The sequence below is a fragment of the Pseudomonas sp. AFG_SD02_1510_Pfu_092 genome, assembly GCF_003331055.1.
Lineage (GTDB): Bacteria > Pseudomonadota > Gammaproteobacteria > Pseudomonadales > Pseudomonadaceae > Aquipseudomonas.
In genome coordinates this window covers 15,194-31,664 of sequence record NZ_PUQD01000061.1, presented here as the reverse complement: position 1 = coordinate 31,664, position 16,471 = coordinate 15,194, and the positions used below count along the sequence as shown (strand labels likewise).

17 protein-coding genes are annotated in these 16,471 nt (G+C 63.6%); 6 read left to right on the top strand and 11 right to left on the bottom strand.

Annotated features, from left to right (window positions below):
- Positions 1–103: 103 nt before the first annotated feature.
- Together C6A77_RS21210 and cbpA are read right to left on the bottom strand one after the other, a co-directional pair.
- The gene (locus C6A77_RS21210; protein WP_114171229.1) at positions 104–409 is read right to left on the bottom strand and encodes a chaperone modulator CbpM; all 306 of its coding nucleotides are present in this window, start codon (positions 407–409) and stop codon (positions 104–106) included.
- Positions 410–411: 2 nt separating this feature from the next.
- Complete coding sequence (cbpA, locus tag C6A77_RS21205) at positions 412–1,365, bottom strand: curved DNA-binding protein (RefSeq protein WP_114171228.1); 954 nt, start codon at positions 1,363–1,365, stop codon at positions 412–414.
- A gap of 164 nt (positions 1,366–1,529) precedes the next feature.
- Here cbpA and C6A77_RS21200 point away from each other — a divergent pair, with 164 nt between their 5' ends.
- The gene (locus tag C6A77_RS21200; RefSeq protein WP_114171227.1) at positions 1,530–2,801 is read left to right on the top strand and encodes an Hsp70 family protein; all 1,272 of its coding nucleotides are present in this window, start codon (positions 1,530–1,532) and stop codon (positions 2,799–2,801) included.
- Between the two features lie 128 nt (positions 2,802–2,929).
- Here the strand turns inward: C6A77_RS21200 and C6A77_RS21195 are convergent, their stop codons facing one another.
- The 3 genes from C6A77_RS21195 to C6A77_RS21185 all read right to left on the bottom strand — a co-directional run bounded on the left by C6A77_RS21195 (position 2,930) and on the right by C6A77_RS21185 (position 5,251).
- Positions 2,930–3,937 carry a hypothetical protein gene (locus C6A77_RS21195; RefSeq protein WP_114171226.1) on the bottom strand — a complete coding sequence of 336 codons (1,008 nt, stop codon included), beginning with the start codon at positions 3,935–3,937 and terminating at the stop codon, positions 2,930–2,932.
- Between the two features lie 71 nt (positions 3,938–4,008).
- A complete protein-coding gene (locus C6A77_RS21190; RefSeq protein WP_114171225.1) occupies positions 4,009–4,296 on the bottom strand; it encodes a PsiF family protein in 288 nt (95 codons plus the stop codon).
- A 64-nt stretch (positions 4,297–4,360) separates the two neighbouring features.
- Positions 4,361–5,251 (bottom strand): triacylglycerol lipase, encoded by an 891-nt coding sequence (locus C6A77_RS21185; RefSeq protein ID WP_114171224.1) that lies wholly within the window; start codon positions 5,249–5,251, stop codon positions 4,361–4,363.
- A gap of 124 nt (positions 5,252–5,375) precedes the next feature.
- On the opposite strand from C6A77_RS21185, the gene osmE reads away from it, so the two are divergent.
- A complete protein-coding gene (gene osmE / locus C6A77_RS21180; protein WP_114171223.1) occupies positions 5,376–5,717 on the top strand; it encodes an osmotically-inducible lipoprotein OsmE in 342 nt (113 codons plus the stop codon).
- 57 nt (positions 5,718–5,774) lie between these two features.
- Positions 5,775–6,305, top strand: coding sequence for a ferritin-like domain-containing protein (locus C6A77_RS21175; protein ID WP_114171230.1), 531 nt, complete (start codon positions 5,775–5,777; stop codon positions 6,303–6,305).
- A 26-nt stretch (positions 6,306–6,331) separates the two neighbouring features.
- On the opposite strand, the gene C6A77_RS21170 is transcribed toward C6A77_RS21175, so the two are convergent.
- Positions 6,332–8,398, bottom strand: coding sequence for an AsmA family protein (locus C6A77_RS21170; protein ID WP_114171222.1), 2,067 nt, complete (start codon positions 8,396–8,398; stop codon positions 6,332–6,334).
- 341 nt (positions 8,399–8,739) lie between these two features.
- Between C6A77_RS21170 and C6A77_RS21160 the strand changes: the two genes are divergently transcribed.
- The 3 genes from C6A77_RS21160 to C6A77_RS21150 all read left to right on the top strand — a co-directional run bounded on the left by C6A77_RS21160 (position 8,740) and on the right by C6A77_RS21150 (position 11,157).
- Positions 8,740–9,147, top strand: a complete 408-nt coding sequence (locus C6A77_RS21160) for a phage infection protein (protein WP_114171221.1) — start codon at positions 8,740–8,742, stop codon at positions 9,145–9,147.
- Between the two features lie 121 nt (positions 9,148–9,268).
- Positions 9,269–9,901, top strand: a complete 633-nt coding sequence (locus C6A77_RS21155; protein WP_114171220.1) for a TetR family transcriptional regulator — start codon at positions 9,269–9,271, stop codon at positions 9,899–9,901.
- A 158-nt stretch (positions 9,902–10,059) separates the two neighbouring features.
- Positions 10,060–11,157, top strand: coding sequence for an AGE family epimerase/isomerase (locus C6A77_RS21150; RefSeq protein WP_114171219.1), 1,098 nt, complete (start codon positions 10,060–10,062; stop codon positions 11,155–11,157).
- Positions 11,158–11,236: 79 nt separating this feature from the next.
- On the opposite strand, the gene C6A77_RS21145 is transcribed toward C6A77_RS21150, so the two are convergent.
- The 5 genes from C6A77_RS21145 to C6A77_RS21125 all read right to left on the bottom strand — a co-directional run bounded on the left by C6A77_RS21145 (position 11,237) and on the right by C6A77_RS21125 (position 16,391).
- Complete coding sequence (locus tag C6A77_RS21145; protein WP_114171218.1) at positions 11,237–12,004, bottom strand: SDR family oxidoreductase; 768 nt, start codon at positions 12,002–12,004, stop codon at positions 11,237–11,239.
- Positions 12,005–12,584: 580 nt separating this feature from the next.
- Entirely contained in the window at positions 12,585–13,301 is a 717-nt protein-coding gene (locus C6A77_RS21140; protein ID WP_114171217.1) for an ABC transporter ATP-binding protein, read from the bottom strand.
- Entirely contained in the window at positions 13,298–14,173 is an 876-nt protein-coding gene (locus C6A77_RS21135; protein WP_114171216.1) for an ATP-binding cassette domain-containing protein, read from the bottom strand. Before C6A77_RS21135 ends, C6A77_RS21140 begins: the two co-directional genes overlap by 4 nt.
- Positions 14,170–15,474, bottom strand: a complete 1,305-nt coding sequence (gene livM / locus C6A77_RS21130; protein ID WP_114171215.1) for a high-affinity branched-chain amino acid ABC transporter permease LivM — start codon at positions 15,472–15,474, stop codon at positions 14,170–14,172. Before livM ends, C6A77_RS21135 begins: the two co-directional genes overlap by 4 nt.
- 2 nt (positions 15,475–15,476) lie before the next feature.
- Positions 15,477–16,391, bottom strand: coding sequence for a branched-chain amino acid ABC transporter permease LivH (locus C6A77_RS21125; protein ID WP_114171214.1), 915 nt, complete (start codon positions 16,389–16,391; stop codon positions 15,477–15,479).
- Between the last annotated feature and the right edge of the window lie 80 nt (positions 16,392–16,471).

The following is a 16,471-nucleotide window of genomic DNA, read 5'->3' as shown; positions in this document are numbered from 1 at the left end:
GGGCGCCTCTCGCTGCGGCTCCCTCCCCCCCCCCCCCCCCCCGTCGTGTTGTTTTTTGGGGGGTGGTGGTTTCCCCCCGGCCCCTCGGCCAGGCCTGCAGACATCACTGCTGGATAAACCTGCCCAGCCGCTGCCTCAGCATGTTGTTCTCGCTGCGCAACTGCTGCACTTCCTGCAGCAACTCCAGCGCCAGCGCCACCCCTTCCCACTCCAGCTCCAGTTCATCGTGCAGCTTCACCGCGCGCTTGGCCAGTAACGGCGCCTGATCGTCGAACAGCCAGTCCTCCGGCGTTCGCCCGGAAGGCTCGACAATGCCGTGCTCGACGATTTCGATCACGCAGTCCGCCGTCACATCGGCTTCCTGACACAAGGTACGCATGTCCAGTTGAACGATCAGGGTGCTGCTCATGATCACTTACTCCATTGTGTCCTCGGGTTGAACGCCGCCTTCTCGGAAAGCTTTGTCCACAGTTCGCGGGCAGACTCGTCGGATGCCGGTGGCATGACCACTTTCAGTTGCGCGTACAGGTTGCCGCGCTCGCCGCTCTTGTTGGCCAGGCCCATGCCCGGCACGCGCAGGCGCTGGCCGCTCTGGCTGTCGGGGCGGATGGTCAGGTTGATCTTGCCGGTCAGGGTCGGCACCGCGACCTTGGTGCCCAGCGCAGCCTCCCACGGCGCCAGCGGCACGGTGATGATCAGGTCGTGACCTTCGACATCGAACAGCGGGTGCGGTGCCATGCGAATGGTCAGGAACAGGTCGCCATTGGCGCCACCACCACTGCCCGGCGCGCCCTGGCCCTTGAGGCGGATACGCTCGCCGTCGGTTACCCCGGCCGGAATCTTCACGTTCAGGGTCTTGGTGGTGAAGCCGGTGCGCTGGCCCATGGCATTGGTCTGCGGCACCTGGAAGCTGATCTGCTTGGACTCCTTGCTCAGGGTTTCTTCAAGGAATACCGCCAGTTCAAGTTCCACGTCCTGCCCCCGCCTGCCGGCGCTGCGTTGCTGCTGCCGGGCGCCACCAAAGGGGTTGCCACCGCGGTTACCGAAGATCGAGCTGAAGAAGTCGGAGAAATCGCCGCCCTCGAAGCCGCCGCCACCGCCACGGTTTTCCCAGCCCGGTGGGGCCTGGAACGGCCGGCCATGCTGGCCGCCGTATTTGCGGATTTCGTCGAACTCGGCACGTTTCTGCGCGTCGCCCAGCACCTCGTAGGCCTCGTTGGCCTCCTTGAACTTTTCCTCGGCGTCGCGCTCCTTGCTGACGTCGGGGTGATACTTGCGCGCCAGCTTGCGGTACGCGGCCTTGATCGCCTTGTCGTCCGCCGTGGGCTCTACGCCGAGTATCTTGTAATAGTCTTTGAAGTCCATTTATGGATCACCAATGTGAAAGTACGTGTTGCAACTGAAGATAGGGGTCAAGCATAGCCTTTCAAGACTGCCTTGGGTTTGCTCCATGGCAGACGACCGGTCTTGATTCTGTAGCCAACTGGCATAAACTGCGCGGCCGTTTTGCCTCCGGAAGTTCATTTCCCATGTCCGACGTATCCCCGGCCCGCGCCCTGGGCATCGACTTTGGCACCTCCAACTCCACGGTCGGCTGGCACCGCCCCGGTGTCGAGTCGCTGATCGCCCTGGAAGACGGCAAGATCACCTTGCCCTCGGTGGTGTTCTTCAACATCGAGGAACGTCGCCCGGTGTATGGCCGCCTGGCGCTGCACGAGTACCTGGAAGGCTACGAAGGCCGCCTGATGCGCTCGCTGAAGAGCCTGCTGGGTTCCAAGCTGATCAAGCACGACACCAGCGTGCTGGGCAGCGCCCTGCCGTTCAAGGACCTGTTGGGCATGTTCATCGGCGAGCTGAAAAAGCGTGCCGAAGCGGCTGCCGGTCGCGAATTCGACCAGGTGGTGCTGGGCCGCCCGGTCTTCTTCGTCGACGAAGACCCGGCCGCCGACCAGGAGGCCGAGGACACCTTGGCCGAGGTGGCGCGCAAGATCGGCTTCAAGGATGTGTCGTTCCAGTACGAGCCGATTGCCGCAGCGTTCGACTACGAGTCGGGCATCAGCCGCGAAGAACTGGTGCTGATCGTCGACATCGGCGGCGGGACCTCGGACTTTACCCTGATCCGCCTGTCGCCCGAGCGCCACTTGGTGGCCGAGCGCCAGAGCGACATCCTCGCCACCGGTGGCGTGCACATCGGCGGGACCGACTTCGACAAGCAGCTGAGCCTGCAGGGCGTGATGCCGCTGTTCGGCTACGGCAGCCGCATGAAGAGCGGCGCGCTGATGCCCACCAGCTATCACCTCAACCTGGCCACCTGGCACACCATCAACGCGCTGTATTCGCAGAAGTCGCAGCTGGCCTTGGGCAGCATGCGCTACGACATCGAGGACAGCTTCGGTATCGACCGCCTGTTCAAGCTGATCGAGCAGCGCGCCGGGCACTGGCTGGCGATGGAAGTGGAAGCCAGCAAGATCGAGCTGACCGAACAGGACAGCCGCAGCATCGACCTGCGGCGGGTCGAGCCCGAACTGACTGCGCAACTGACCCGCGCGCTGTTCGAAGAGGCGATCGAAGGCTTGCTGGAGCGAGTGCGCGGCAGCGTGACCGATCTGCTGGCCAAGGCAGGCGTCAGCGAAGGGCAGGTGGACACGGTGTTCTTCACCGGCGGTTCCAGCGGTATTCCTGCGCTGCGCAACAGCGTGTCGGCAATGCTGCCGAATGCGCGGCATGTGGAAGGCAACATCTTCGGCAGCATTGGCAGTGGGCTGGCCATCGAGGCACGCAAGCGGTACGGCGCGGCCTAATCGTTTAACCTGCACTGGCCCTTTCGCGGGTGAACCCGCTCCCACAGGTACTACTCAGGTTTCGAGTCTGTGCTTTACCTGTGGGAGCGGGTTTACCCGCGAAGAGGCCGGAACAATTCACCCGATGATCAGACCAGCTCCGCCCGCTTCAGCTCACTCTTGAGGTAGGCATAGTAGATCGGCCCCGCCACCACCCCAGGCAACCCGAACGCCGCCTCGAACACCAGCATCGCCAGCAGCAGTTCCCACGACTTGGCACTGATCTGCCCGCCCACGATCCGCGCATTGAGGAAGTACTCGACCTTGTGGATGACGATCAGGTAACCCAGCGCCGCCGCCGCCACCCAGATCGACAGCGACAGGCCGACGATGGTGATCAGGGTATTGGACATCAGGTTGCCGATCACCGGCAGCAGGCCGAGCAGGAAGGTCAGCACGATCAGCGTCTTGGTCAGCGGCAGGTGCACATCGAACATCGGCAGCACCACGGCCAGGAAGATGCCGGTGAAGGTGGTGTTGAGCAGCGAGATCTTGATCTGCGCGAAGACGATGTTGCGAAACGCCTTTACCAGCAGGCTCAGGCGCTCGAACAGTGCCGCCGCCAGCGGTTTGCGCCGGGAGATGTCGGGGATGCGCTGCAGCGCCACGATGGCGCCGAGGATCATGCCGATCAGCAGGGTGACGAACATGTGCGCCATGCCCTTGCCGACCAGTTGCAGGTCGCTCAGGTGGCTCTTGATCCAGTCGCCGATGGCCACCTTGAACTCTGCGGCGCTGGCCGGCAGGTAGCTTTCGATGGACGGCGGTAACTGCCCGCGGGCACGTTCCACCAGGGCCATGAACTTGTCCAGCGAGGCGCCGGGGTTTTCCGCCTCGTGCAGCAGGAAGCTGAAGGCACCGGCAAACAGCAGGGTCAGGGTGCTGACCACCAGCGTGCCGAGCAGCGCCACCGCCAGCCACCGCGCACGTTGCCCGGCAATCAGCGGCTGCAGCCGCGGCGTGAGCATGTTGACCAGCTCGAACACCAGCAGACCGGCCAGCAGGCTCGGCAGCAATTTCAGGGGCAAGGCCAGCAACAGGCCGGCAAACACGATGATCCAGCTGGCCAGGGTGACCTGGCGGGGGGTGAAGGTCATACAGCCTCAACGGCAGACAACAGGAAAGACCCGCAGTCTGCCAGCCTTACGCGTGCAGGCATAGGCGCAGGTCATTTCTTCTTCAGGCAGTCGCTCATGAACGCCTTGCGCTCGTCTCCCTTCAGGGCTTTGCCGGTGGCGTCGGCATTGCAGGTTTTCATCTTCTCCTGCTGGGTTTGCGGCACGTCCTTCTTCAGGCAGGTGCTCATGAAGGCTTTGCGTTCATCACCCTTGAGGGCCTTGGCGGTGGCGTCGGCATTGCAGGTTTTCATCTTTTCCTGCTGCGCGGTATTGGCGGCGAAGCCGTGGGCACTGAACAACACTGCCACTACCAGTAAGGGGATTTGCAGCACTTTCATGGAGTGTTCTCCTTGGCGCCGTGCCCGATGCACGGGTCTGGAGCTGAGTGTAGCCAAGAATTGCCTAGAGCCCTGCTGCCTTGAGCCGGGCAGCATGTTCGGTGAACAGCCGCAGCGGTTCGGCGCCCTTGCCGACCGCGCCCAGTGACTGGTTGACGATGTCCAGGTGGTCGAGCGGGTAATCGTCGCCGATCACCTGCCCCAGGTGCGAACTGAAGCGCCCGACCATGCCGTCGCACTGGCCCTTTTCCCGGGTGAAGGTGCGGGCGAACAGGCGACAGAAGCGGTTGCTGCCGTCGAAGCGGTTGCGCCCCTGGTCGGTCAGGCCGGGCTGCAAGGTGCCCGACCAAGAGTAATAGCGCACACCGTTGACTTCGTAGGCCCCCTCGCCACCCCAGGTGCCTGGCAGCCCCTGCGGATAGGCCTGGTTGAACAGGGCCACCCCGGCGCTGGTCAGCGATTGGTGCGAGGCGTGTACGTCCACTGGCAGCGAAGCGCGGCGCCAGCCGGTTTCCAGCCATACCAGCAGCAGCGCAACGCCATGCAGCAGCGCCTTGAGCATGCGCCCCTGGGGCGAGTCGCCCGGTGCCTTGCGGGCCAGGTAATCGGCCAGTTCCGAGCCATGGTTGGGCCCCGCCACCGAGGTGACCGAAGCCACCCGTTCGGGCCGCCGGGCGGCAGCGTAGCGCGCGCTGAGGGCGCCCTGGCTGTGGCCGATCAGGTTGACCTTGGGCGCGCCGGTGCGTAGGCAGATGTCTTCGATGATCGCCAGCAACTGCTCGCCGCGCACTTCGCTGGAATGCAGCGGCGATACCTGTACCGCAAACACCTGCGCCCCGCCCTTGCGCAACGCCGGCACGATGCCGAACCAGTAGGGGTAGAGCAGCAAGCGGACGAAACCGAGCATGCCCGGCACCAGCACCAACGGGTATCGCGTGGCCAATTCCTGCTGCATTGCCCCAGCCCTGTTCCGTGGACGAATGGCCAACACTACAGCGGCCTTGATGACCATCGCAATCGAACTCCTGGGCTGCGCTGCGGTTCCAAACCCAGACATACCCTTTGCAAGGAGCGGGACCATGTACAAGCAGACCCTGGCAATTCTTCTGGCAAGCGCCACCCTCGCCGCCTGCGGCAGCCGTCCGGAAAACCCGGTGGATTACGTCACCTACCGCGACGAGCCACTGGTCAAGCAGGTGGAAAACGGCATGACCATGCAGAAGGTCATCGCCATTGGCGGCAGCCCGTCCAACGTGAGCGACCTGCCCCACGGTGGCACCTGCAACGACTACATCCTCAACCACGACGGCCACCAGCAGCCCTACTACGTGCGCTTCGATGCCACCGGCCATGTCGATGCCAAAGGCTTCAAGACCTGCAAGCAACGCCAGGAAGACAGCGACGCCGCCCACGGCGCATAACACTCACAGGACCTCACAGGACATGCCATGACCACCCTGATGCTTTCGGAGATGAACATGAACGTGACTGAACTGACCGATGTGCAAACGCTTCGCGAACGTGCCCGCCAGCATGTCGAGAACGGCGCCGTGACCGAGGGTTACCACGCTGACCGCGAGCGCATCATCAGCCTGCTCAACGAAGCCCTGGCCACCGAACTGGTCTGCACATTGCGCTACAAACGCCACTACTTCATGGCCTCTGGGGTCAAGGCCAGCGTGGCGGCCGAGGAATTCCTCGAACATGCCAACCAGGAAGCCGAGCATGCCGACAGGCTGGCCGAGCGCATCGTCCAGCTGGGCGGCGAGCCGGACTTCAACCCGGATAACCTCAGCAAGAATTCCCACGCCCAGTACGTGGCGGGCAGTACGCTGAAAGAGATGGTGCTCGAGGACTTGGTGGCGGAGCGCATCGCCATCGACAGCTACCGCGAGATCATTCAGTACATCGGTGACAAGGACCCGACCACCCGGCGCATCTTCGAAGACATCCTGGCGCAGGAAGAAGAGCACGCCGACGATATGTCCGACCTGCTGCAAGGGTTGTAAGCGCAAGGGGCTGCCTTGCAGCCCCATCATTTCTTGCTTTTCACTTCCGCTGGCGCCTTGCCGGCTTGCATCTGCTGCAACAGCGGGGTGCACTGGTTCGGGTCATCTCCGCTGCTGGGCGCGATCAGCGCCAGCAGCCCCGCCGCCGGCCCGGCCACCACGCCCAGCGCTACCATCCCCGCCCCACGCAACGCCAGCGGCACCGCCTGCACCCCGGCACGGGGCTTGGCAAACGGGCCGCGCACATACAGCGGCGAGCGCAGCGAGAACAGCCGCAGCCCTTTCGATTCGGGGGTAATTTTCAGGTCCAGCTGTTCGCTGGCGAAATTGGCCGTGCCGTTGACGTAGATGATCGCGTTCTCGGTATCGAAGATGAACAGCCGCGTGGTCGCCAGGCCATCCTTGATGCCGACATCGGCGGCCGCGCAGTTGATCTTCACATCCTCATCGCCAAACAGCTTGCCGACCACGTAGTTGCCCACGTTCAGGCCGGCAATTTCCATCAGGCTGCGGCTGATGGCGCCATCGTTGATCAACATGCGCAAATCGCCATTGGCGGTGCCCAGCAAGGCAGCCACCGAATTGCCACGGCCACTGATGTCGGCATCGCCGTTCAACTCGCCGAAGCTGGTCTGCATCGGCGCAAAGCCAGGGAACAGCTGCTTGAGCTTGAAGCCACGCGCGGTCAGCCGGGCGCGCCCCTGCAACGGTACGTTGCGGCCATCCAGGCGGATCATGGAAGCCAGATTGCCACCGGCCACGCCGAAACGCAGGGGCTCCAGGCGCAGCAGGCCGTCGTCGAGGATCACGTGGGCCGACAGGTCGTTGAACGGCAGCTGCGCGCTGTGCACGATGCGCTTGCCGGCGAAGGTGACGTCGGCGTCCATCGCGCGCCAGCGTTCGGTACGGAACTCCTCCACCGGCAACACCTTGCCTGCCGGCTGCTTGCTGGCGCCGCCACGGGCCTTCTGCTCGGCGTTGGAGTCGGCACCGATCAGCGGCGCCAGGTCCTTGAACAGCAGCTGGTTGGACACCAGGTTGCCGGACAGCTTGGGCCGTGGCTGGCTGGCGACGAAGGTCAGGTCACCGTGAATATCGCTGTCGCCGATCTTGCCGTTGAAGCCCTGGTAATTGAAGGTCGCCCCTTGCGCGGCGTGCAGGTTGGCGCTGAGGTGGCCGTCAGTGGAATAGGCCGGGGTGTCGGGCAAGGTGACCCCGGTCAACGGATACAGGTTGCCCAGGCTGGCACCGGACAGGCGCAGGCGCAGGTCGAGGGCGCCGAGGTTGCGTGGGTCGGTGAGGGTACCGGCGAGCACCACGTGGGTGTCGGCGATACGCACATCAGCCTGCAGCGGGAACGGCTGGCTGGCGTCCTGCAACGCCAGCAGCCCGCCGATCTTGCCGGTGCCCGACACCGCCTGGCCTTTGTAGCGGCCCTGGGCCTTGAGCCCGAAGGCGTAGTCCTGCGCGGCCCCGGCCTTCTCGGCGCGGGCCTTGCCGACAATGTCACTGAACGGAATCGGCTTGCCCAGCGGGTCGATCTGCACCTTCATGCTGGTTTGCAGGGTCTGGTCGTCGAAACTGACATTGCCTTGGTCGAAGCCGATTGCGCCAATGTCCAGCTGCCATCTGGACGGCTCGGCGTTGTCATCCTTGGGGCCGAAGTCGAACGTCCAGTTGGCGCGGCCATCGGCCAGGCGGGTGAGGCTGGCGGTGGGCTTGGTCAGGTCGATGCGCGGAATGCTGATCTGCTGGAACAGCAGCGGCAGCGGCGCCAGGCGGAAGGCCACGCGCTCCAGGCCGACCATCTTCGGTTGCTTGAGCCACTGCGGGTTGCCCAGGGTCAGGTCCTCGGCAATGAAATGCGGCCAAGGCACCCACGCGCGCCAACCACCCTCTTCTGGCTCGGTACGCCACTCCACGGCCAGGTTGCCATTGATCGCGAACGGCCGCTGCAGGGCTTCGGAGACTTTTTCGTTGATCAGCGGTTTGACGCGGTTCCAGTCGAAGGTGGCGATCAGCACCACCAGGATCGCCAGCACGGTCAGCAGGCTGGTGAAGGTCCAGAGGAGGATTCTGGCGGGACGCGTCATTGCGTGATTCTCCTTGCGGTATGGCACAGAACAGGCGCAGCGGTGAGCACTCAGTAATTCCGACTCGGTAAAGCCCGTGGGGTTTTATCGATGCGGCCATGATAGCGAAGTTTTTCCTGGCCTTTCGCTCAGTAATTTGTCGCGCCGGGCTGCGCGTGTTACCCGCCAGCGGCGCTAGCACATAGCCACCAAGCCATCTGTAATGTGCTTTCCAGAGCCGTTGCAGCGCTCTATCAATGCGGTCGATTGTTACCATTACCCTTATGAACTTCTCTCTGGCGTTACCCGGCGTAGCATTGGCTCCGTACCCACTTTCCAGCCCCCGAGAGGAGCACCGAATCATGAAACGTCATCTGCTGACCCTGACCCTGTCCATCCTGGCCGCCAATGCTTTTGCCCTGCCGGCCGACGAGCAACACCTGACCGCCGAATCGCGCTCCAGCGCTGCCGAAATCGCCCAGCCGCTGAAGACCGTTGCCGAAGGTGGTGCCGAGCGCCTGATCGAACGCAGTGGCCGTGTTGCCGAAGGTGGCGCTGATCGCCTGATCGAACGCAGTGGCCGCGTTGCCGAAGGTGGCGCCGAGCGCCTGATCGGACGCAGTGGCCGCGTTGCCGAAGGTGGTTCTGATCGCCTGATCGAACGCAGTGGCCGTGTCGCCGAAGGTGGTTCTGATCGCCTGATCGAACGCAGTGGCCGTGTCGCCGAAGGTGGCTCTGATCGCCTGGTCGAAATCAGCCACGTGAGCTGAGCCCATGGCCGAAAAGAACAACCACTGTCACAACGCGTTGCCCCCTCCAGGCCCGGTCCATTGACCGGGCTTTGTTTTTTTAACTAGAGTGCCCAGCCTCACCGTCACAGAAGCCCGCACCATGTTGCCGCGCGCCGAACAGAAGCTACAGACCCGCCAGGCCCTGCTCGATGCCGCCTGCCTGCTGATGGAGAGCGGCCGTGGTTTCGGCAGCATCAGCCTGCGCGAAGTGGCGAAGACGGCCGGCATCGTGCCCACCGGTTTCTACCGGCACTTTTCCGACATGGACGCCTTGGGCCTGGCCCTGGTGGCCGAAGTAGACACCACCTTCCGCCAGACCATTCGCCTGGTGCGCCACAACGAATTCGAGCTTGGCGGCATCACCGATGCCTCGGTGCGCATCTTTCTCGATGTGGTCGCCGCCCACCGTGCGCAGTTCCTGTTCCTCGCCCGCGAGCAGTACGGCGGCTCGCAAGCCGTGCGCCAGGCCATTGCCCGCCTGCGCCAGGACATCAGCGACGACCTGGCCACCGACCTGGCGCGCATGCAGCGCTGGCAGCATCTGGACAGCGCGGCGCTGGCGGTGATGGCCGACCTGGTGGTGAAAACCGTGTTCGCGACCTTGCCCGAGCTCATCGACAGCCCGGAGCAAGGTTATCCACAGGCGCTGACGCCGCAGGAAAAGATCACCCAGCAGTTGCGCTTCATCTTTGTCGGGGCGCGCCATTGGCAAGGGCTGGGCAACCCAGGCTGAGCGCTGGCCTGTGCCGGCCTCTTCGCGGGCGCGCCCGCTTCCACATGAGGGCAGCGCAATACTTGTGGGAGCGGGCGCGCCCGCGAAGAGGCCGGCACAGGCTACCCGCAACCCATTCTGCTAACATGGCGCCCTGCCCGACAGCGACGAGCGCCGAAATGTCCGACCCCCGCCCCACCCTGCCCGAACTGGCCCGCTTCAACCAGCACTTCGCCGAACGCATCGTGCCGTTGTGGCAAGGCCCGGGCTGGAACGCCGACATGGCCCTGCCTTATGAGGCCCTGGACGCCCAGCACCAGCCATTGCCGGTGCAGCGCTACCGGGCCATGGCCTGCGCGCGCCAGCTGTACCTGTTCAGCAGCCGTATCGGCCAACCGGGCGCAGCCGAGCGTGCGGCCGCCTTGTTCCGCTCCCTGCAGAAGCACTTCCACGACGCCGAGCACGGCGGCTGGTTCTACAGCATCGACGCCCAGGGCAAGCCGCTGGACCGGCGCAAGGACCTGTACACCCACGCCTTCATCGTCTTTGCCTGCGCGCATTACTGGGGCAAGGTGCGGGAAAACCTGGTGGAGTCCACGCTGAATGCGGCGCTGGACATCATCGACCAGCAGTTCGCCCGCGACGATGGCCTGTACGAAGCCAGCCTTGGCGAAGACTGGGCAGACCTGGCCAGCGGCCCGCTGCAAAACCCGCAGATGCACCTGGCCGAGGCGTTCCTGCAAGTGCTGGCGGTGCGTGACGACGAACACACCCGGCAGTCGCTGCTGCAACTGTGCGCAGCCCTGCAGGCGTACTTCATCGAACCGGTCCATGGCCTGATGCTGGAAAAACCGCGCGGCGCTGTGGATAACTGGTTCGAGCCGGGGCACCAGTTCGAGTGGTTCTACCTGCTGCATACGTCGTCACTGCTGCGTGACACGCCACTGCATGCCTCCATCGACCGGGCGTTCGGCTTTGCCGAGCAATGCGGTGTGAGGGATGGCGCCGTGCTGTCGATGCTGGATGTGGATGGCCAGGTGCTGGATGCCACCCAGCGGGTCTGGGCACAGGCAGAGTACCTGCGGGCACTGGTATTGCGGTCGGGTGGCGAAGCGAAGCTGGCCGGGCAGTTGCAGGCGCTTGAGGTGCGGTTCCTGCGCGAGGCGGGCTGGTATGAGTGCCGCGATGGCGAAGGCAATGTGAGCCGGCATGACATGCCTTCGACTACGCCCTATCACCTGGCGACTTGCCTGGAAGGGTTGCAGCGCCTGAGCTGACCTCTTCGCGGGCACGCCCGCTCCCACAGCGATGCGCCGACCCTGTGGGAGCGGGCGTGCCCGCGAAGAAGCCTACAGATCAGCCCTTGACCGACCGGTCGATCGAGAACCCTGCCCAGTCCTGGCTCACCGGCATCAGCTCCAGGCTGTTGATGTTGATGTGCGCCGGCTGGTTGAGGATCCAGAAAATGGTCTCGGCAATGTCCTGCGGCTGGATCGGCTCGGCGCCTGCGTAAGTGGCGTCATACTTGGCCTGGTCACCGCCAAAGCGCACCAGCGAGAATTCGCTCTCGCACAGGCCCGGCTCGATGTTGCTCACCCGCACGCCGGTACCGCGCAGGTCGCAGCGCAGGCTCAGCGAGAACTGGCCGACGAAGGCCTTGGTACCGCCATACACGTTGCTGCCCGGGTACGGGTAGTTGCCCGCCACCGAACCGACGTTGAGGATCGACGCACCACGGCCGTGGGCGATCAGCCGTGGCAGCAGCAGGCGGGTGGTGTACATCAGGCCCTTGATGTTGGTGTCGACCATGGTTTCCCAGTCGTCCAGGCTGCAGTTCTGCGCAGCATCCACCCCCAGCGCCAGGCCAGCGTTGTTGACCAGGCCGCGCAGCTTGTCGAAGCCGGCCGGCAGGTTGCCGATGGCCTGCTCCATGGCCTTGCGGTCACGCACATCGAGCACCAGGCCGTGAACTTCGGTCTGGGCCGACAGTTCGGCGCACAGAGCGTCCAGGCGTTCCTTGCGCCGGCCAGTGAGCACCAGCTTCCAGCCGGCCTCGGCGAAGCGGCGTGCAGTGGCCTCACCGAAACCGGAAGTCGCGCCAGTGATGAATACGGTGGACGTCATGCTCTGTTCCTCGCTGTGGGTTGTCATCGGCAGTTTCGCAGCATGCCCGCGCCGGGCGTCGACAGCAACTGTTCATTTTTTGTTCATGTGCCGCAAAACCCCGTGGCAGACGGCTCGGCGAGAGGTATGCGCATGTTATCCACAAGGCTTTCCCCACAGATTGGGGGCAACTTGTCCATGGCGCGGAACCCTTTCAGCGGGTTGTGGTCGGTGGATATCTTCCCGGTGATGGCGCAAGGCTTTCAAGGGTGCCGCCTGTAGCAGTCTGTCCAACGTTTTTGCACAGAGTTATCCACAGGACTTTGTTGATTTACAAGTGCATGCAGGACGTTGAAAAGCTTGGAAAATTCATCCACAAGACGGGCGTGATCAAAAAATGATCACATCTCTGCAGGGCTTGATACCAAAGGGCTTGAGCGAGATGCCACCATGTTTTCCACAGGCGGTTCCACATTATCCGTGGAAAACATCGGGCCTGTGGAAACATGTGCAAGGAATGCAAGGGTGATGCGTGTGGAGACAGCTGAGCGATAAGTTGTCCACATTTGCGATGGGGCCGCAAAACGGCCCCGAATGCAGCTCAATGCCCGCCCAGGTAGGCGTTACGCACTTCTTCGTTGACCAACAGTTCCTGCCCCGTGCCGCTCATGCGAATCTGCCCGTTGACCATGACATAAGCCCGGTCCGACAGCTTCAGCGCATGGTTGGCGTTCTGCTCCACGAGGAAGATGGTCATCCCGGTCTTGGCCAGCTCGCGCAGGGTCGCGAAGATCTGCTTGACCACGATGGGCGCCAGCCCCAGCGATGGCTCGTCCAGCAGCAGCAACTTCGGCCGGCTCATCAACGCGCGGGCGATGGCCAGCATCTGCTGCTCACCGCCGGACATGGTCATGGCCCGCTGATTGCGTCGCTCCTTCAAGCGCGGAAACAGCTCGTACATGCGCTGCATGTCTTCATCGGCGTGCTTGTCGCCAATAGGGATGGTCCCCATCATCAGGTTCTCCTCGACGGTCATGTCGGGGAACACCCGGCGCCCTTCCGGCGACTGGGCGATACCGTTGGAGGCGATGTAGTGCGACGACTTGCGGGTGATGTCGGTGCCGCGGTACACGATATGCCCGGAAGCCGCGCGCGGCTGGCCGAAGATCGACATCAGCAGGGTCGACTTGCCGGCCCCGTTGGCACCGATCAGGCTGACCGTCTCGCCTTCGTTGATGTGCATCGACACCTTTTTCAGTGCCTGGATCGGCCCGTAGAACACGTCCAGTTCCTTCAGCTCCAGAATGGGTGCACTCATACCAGTTCCTCTTCGTCTGCACCCAGGTAGGCGGCGATCACCGTCGGGTTGTGGCGGATGTCCTGCGGCGCACCTTCGGCAATCACGTTGCCGTGGTCGAGCACCACGATATGGTCGGAAATGCTCATGACCATGCCCATGTCGTGCTCGATCAGCACCACGGTGATGTCGTGCTCATCGCGCAGCACGCGGATCATGCGGCTGAGGGCTTCGGTTTCCTGCGGGTTAAGGCCTGCCGCCGGTTCGTCCAGGCAGATGATCTTCGGCCGCGTGCACATCGCCCGGGCAATCTCCAGACGGCGCTGCTGGCCGTACGAAAGCTCACCGGCCAGGCGGTTGGCGCAATCGACCAGATCGACCACTTCCAGCCAGTAGAAGGCATGGTCCAGCGCGTCGCTCTCGGCCTTGCGGTAGGCCTTGGTGTTGAGCACCCCGGCCAGCAGGTTGCGGTTGACCCACATGTGCTGGGCCACCAGCAGGTTTTCCACCACCGACATTTCCTTGAACAGGCGAATGTTCTGGAAGGTGCGTGCCAGGCCGGCACGGTTGACCAGGTGGGTACCGCCGAACATTTTGTAGTACATGCGGTTGGCAAAGCGCGCCGGCGACAGGAAATCGGCCGCCTGGAAGCGCTCGCCGAGCAGCTGGATGACATTGGTGCGGCTGCCGCGCACGTTCAGTTCGATGTGCCCGCCACTGGCCTTGTAGAAGCCGGTCAGGCAGTTGAACACGGTGGTCTTGCCAGCGCCGTTGGGGCCGATCAGGGCGAAGATCTGGTTGCGTCGGACCTTCAGGCTGACATCGCTGAGCGCCTTGATGCCACCGAACTGCATCATCAGGTTGTCGACCGAGAGAATGATATCGTCGCTCATGGCGCCACTCCTTTACGCGGGGTCACACCGGTACGGCTGATGCGGATCAGCCCACGCGGTCGCCAGATCATCATCAGCACCATCAGCACACCGAACAGCAGCACCCGGTATTCGGAGAAGCTGCGCAGCAGCTCCGGCGCCACGGTCAGCACGAACGCCGCGATCACCACGCCCACGGTCGAGCCCATGCCGCCAAGCACGACGATGGCGAGGATCAGCGCCGATTCGAAGAAGGTGAACGACGACGGGTTGACGAAGCCCTGGTAGGTGGCGAAGAACACCCCGGCCAGGCCTGCGGTAGAGGCACCCAGGGTGAACGCCGAGAGCTTGACCAGCACGTGGTTAAGGCCCATCGAGCGGCAGGCGATCTCGTCTTCGCGCAGCGCTTCCCAGGCGCGGCCGACCGGCATGCGGGTCAGCCGGTGCTTGATGTACAGCACCGCCAGCACGACCATGAACAACACCGCGTAGATGAACACGAACTTGAGGTTGGCGTTGTAATCGAAGCCGAAGAACTCATGGATCGGCACCCCGCCGTCCTTGGCCCGGCGGCCGAATTCCAGGCCGAAGAAGGTGGGCGCCGGCGCCGGCATGCCGTTCGGGCCACCGGTGAACGACAGCCAGTTGTTCAGCACCAGGCGGATGATTTCACCGAAGCCCAGGGTGACGATCGCCAGGTAGTCGCCGTGCATGCGCAACACCGGGAAGCCGAGGATGCACCCCGCCAGCGCCGCCGCGATGGCCGCCAGCGGCAGCACGCTCCAGAAGCCCAGGCCGAGGTACTGGTAACCCAGCGCCAGGCCATAGGCGCCGATGGCGTAGAACGCCACGTAACCCAGGTCGAGCAGGCCGGCCAGGCCGACCACGATGTTCAGGCCCAGGCCCAGCAACACGTAGATCAGGCCGAGGATGACCACGGTCAGCAGGTACTTGTTGGCGAAGATCGGGAAGACGATGGCGATCACCACCAGCGCCGGGATGATGTAGCGCAGGCGCGACACGTAGTTCGGCGCGCGCACATGCACGCCCGAGCCGCCGTTGTCGAAGCCTTCGAGCATGCGCCGCCCGGCGGCGGTCTGCAGGTACAGGCTGAGCAGGAAGCGCCCCAGCATTACCCCGCCAACCAGCCACGCCACGCGCCGCGGCTCGGCATTGAAGGTGTAGCCGTCGAGCACCACGCCGACGACCGGGCCAAACACGATGAGTGCCAGCAGGCCGGCGACGATGGTCTCCAGCAGGCTGCGTTTAAGGTCGAAACCCTTGTTGGTTTCGCTTACAGCGGCAGTTTTGGCAATGGACATGTTCACACCTTAGCCACGAGCGGGCGACCCAGCAGGCCTTGTGGGCGGAAGATAAGGATCATCACCAGCAGCGAGAAGCTGAATACGTCCTTGTAGTCGGAGTTGATCAGGCCAGAGAACAGCGACTCGGAAATGCCCAGGATGATCCCGCCGAGCATGGCGCCAGGCAGCGAACCGATGCCGCCGAGTACCGCGGCGGTGAACGCCTTGATGCCGATGATGAAGCCTGCGTAGAAGTCGAAAGTGCCGTAGTTCATGGTGATCAGCACGCCGGCCAGCGCGGCCATCACCGCACCGATGACGAACACATAGGAGATCACCCGGTCGGTGTTGATACCCAGGATCGAGGCCATCTTGCGGTCTTGCTGGGTGGCGCGGCACATGCGGCCGAGCTTGGTGTACTTGATCACGTAGGTGAGCAGGGCCATGCCGACGAACGCTGCCACCAGGATGAAGATCTTGGTGTAGGTCAGTTGCACGAAGCCGGTGCCCACTTCGACGCGCCAGGCGCCTTCGAGCAGGGTCGGCACGCCTTGCTGGCGGGCGCCCTGGCTGATCTGCGCGTAGTTCTGCAGGATCAGCGAGATGCCGATGGCACTGATCAGCGGTGCCAGGCGGGTGGAGTTGCGCAGGGGTTTGTAGGCGATGCGCTCGATGGTGAAGCCGTACACGCCGGTGACGACGATGGTGAACAACAGGGTGCCCAGCATCAGCAGGGGGAACGACTCGATACCGAAGTAAGCCAGCAATGCCAGGCTGATCGCCGCGAGGTACGCGGAAATCATGTAAACCTCGCCGTGCGCGAAGTTGATCATGCCGATGATGCCATAGACCATTGTGTAGCCGATGGCGATCAGGCCATAGACCGACCCGAGGGTCAGGCCGTTGACCAGTTGCTGCAGGAAAATACCATCCATAACGCAATCTCACCTGATTGAGATTGCACGAGCGCCGACCACGGCGGGCCTGGGACAAGGCGGCCCTCGCAGCGCAGTAC

Excerpts from the sequence above, each read along its gene's own strand:
- C6A77_RS21210 (WP_114171229.1), bottom strand. The coding sequence starts at position 409 with ATGAGCAGCACCCTGATCGTTCAACTGGACATGCGTACCTTGTGTCAG.
- cbpA (WP_114171228.1), bottom strand. The coding sequence starts at position 1,365 with ATGGACTTCAAAGACTATTACAAGATACTCGGCGTAGAGCCCACGGCG.
- C6A77_RS21200 (WP_114171227.1), top strand. The coding sequence starts at position 1,530 with ATGTCCGACGTATCCCCGGCCCGCGCCCTGGGCATCGACTTTGGCACC.
- C6A77_RS21195 (WP_114171226.1), bottom strand. The coding sequence starts at position 3,937 with ATGACCTTCACCCCCCGCCAGGTCACCCTGGCCAGCTGGATCATCGTG.
- C6A77_RS21190 (WP_114171225.1), bottom strand. The coding sequence starts at position 4,296 with ATGAAAGTGCTGCAAATCCCCTTACTGGTAGTGGCAGTGTTGTTCAGT.
- C6A77_RS21185 (WP_114171224.1), bottom strand. The coding sequence starts at position 5,251 with ATGCAGCAGGAATTGGCCACGCGATACCCGTTGGTGCTGGTGCCGGGC.
- osmE (WP_114171223.1), top strand. The coding sequence starts at position 5,376 with ATGTACAAGCAGACCCTGGCAATTCTTCTGGCAAGCGCCACCCTCGCC.
- C6A77_RS21175 (WP_114171230.1), top strand. The coding sequence starts at position 5,775 with ATGAACGTGACTGAACTGACCGATGTGCAAACGCTTCGCGAACGTGCC.
- C6A77_RS21170 (WP_114171222.1), bottom strand. The coding sequence starts at position 8,398 with ATGACGCGTCCCGCCAGAATCCTCCTCTGGACCTTCACCAGCCTGCTG.
- C6A77_RS21160 (WP_114171221.1), top strand. The coding sequence starts at position 8,740 with ATGAAACGTCATCTGCTGACCCTGACCCTGTCCATCCTGGCCGCCAAT.
- C6A77_RS21155 (WP_114171220.1), top strand. The coding sequence starts at position 9,269 with ATGTTGCCGCGCGCCGAACAGAAGCTACAGACCCGCCAGGCCCTGCTC.
- C6A77_RS21150 (WP_114171219.1), top strand. The coding sequence starts at position 10,060 with ATGTCCGACCCCCGCCCCACCCTGCCCGAACTGGCCCGCTTCAACCAG.
- C6A77_RS21145 (WP_114171218.1), bottom strand. The coding sequence starts at position 12,004 with ATGACGTCCACCGTATTCATCACTGGCGCGACTTCCGGTTTCGGTGAG.
- C6A77_RS21140 (WP_114171217.1), bottom strand. The coding sequence starts at position 13,301 with ATGAGTGCACCCATTCTGGAGCTGAAGGAACTGGACGTGTTCTACGGG.
- C6A77_RS21135 (WP_114171216.1), bottom strand. The coding sequence starts at position 14,173 with ATGAGCGACGATATCATTCTCTCGGTCGACAACCTGATGATGCAGTTC.
- livM (WP_114171215.1), bottom strand. The coding sequence starts at position 15,474 with ATGTCCATTGCCAAAACTGCCGCTGTAAGCGAAACCAACAAGGGTTTC.
- C6A77_RS21125 (WP_114171214.1), bottom strand. The coding sequence starts at position 16,391 with ATGGATGGTATTTTCCTGCAGCAACTGGTCAACGGCCTGACCCTCGGG.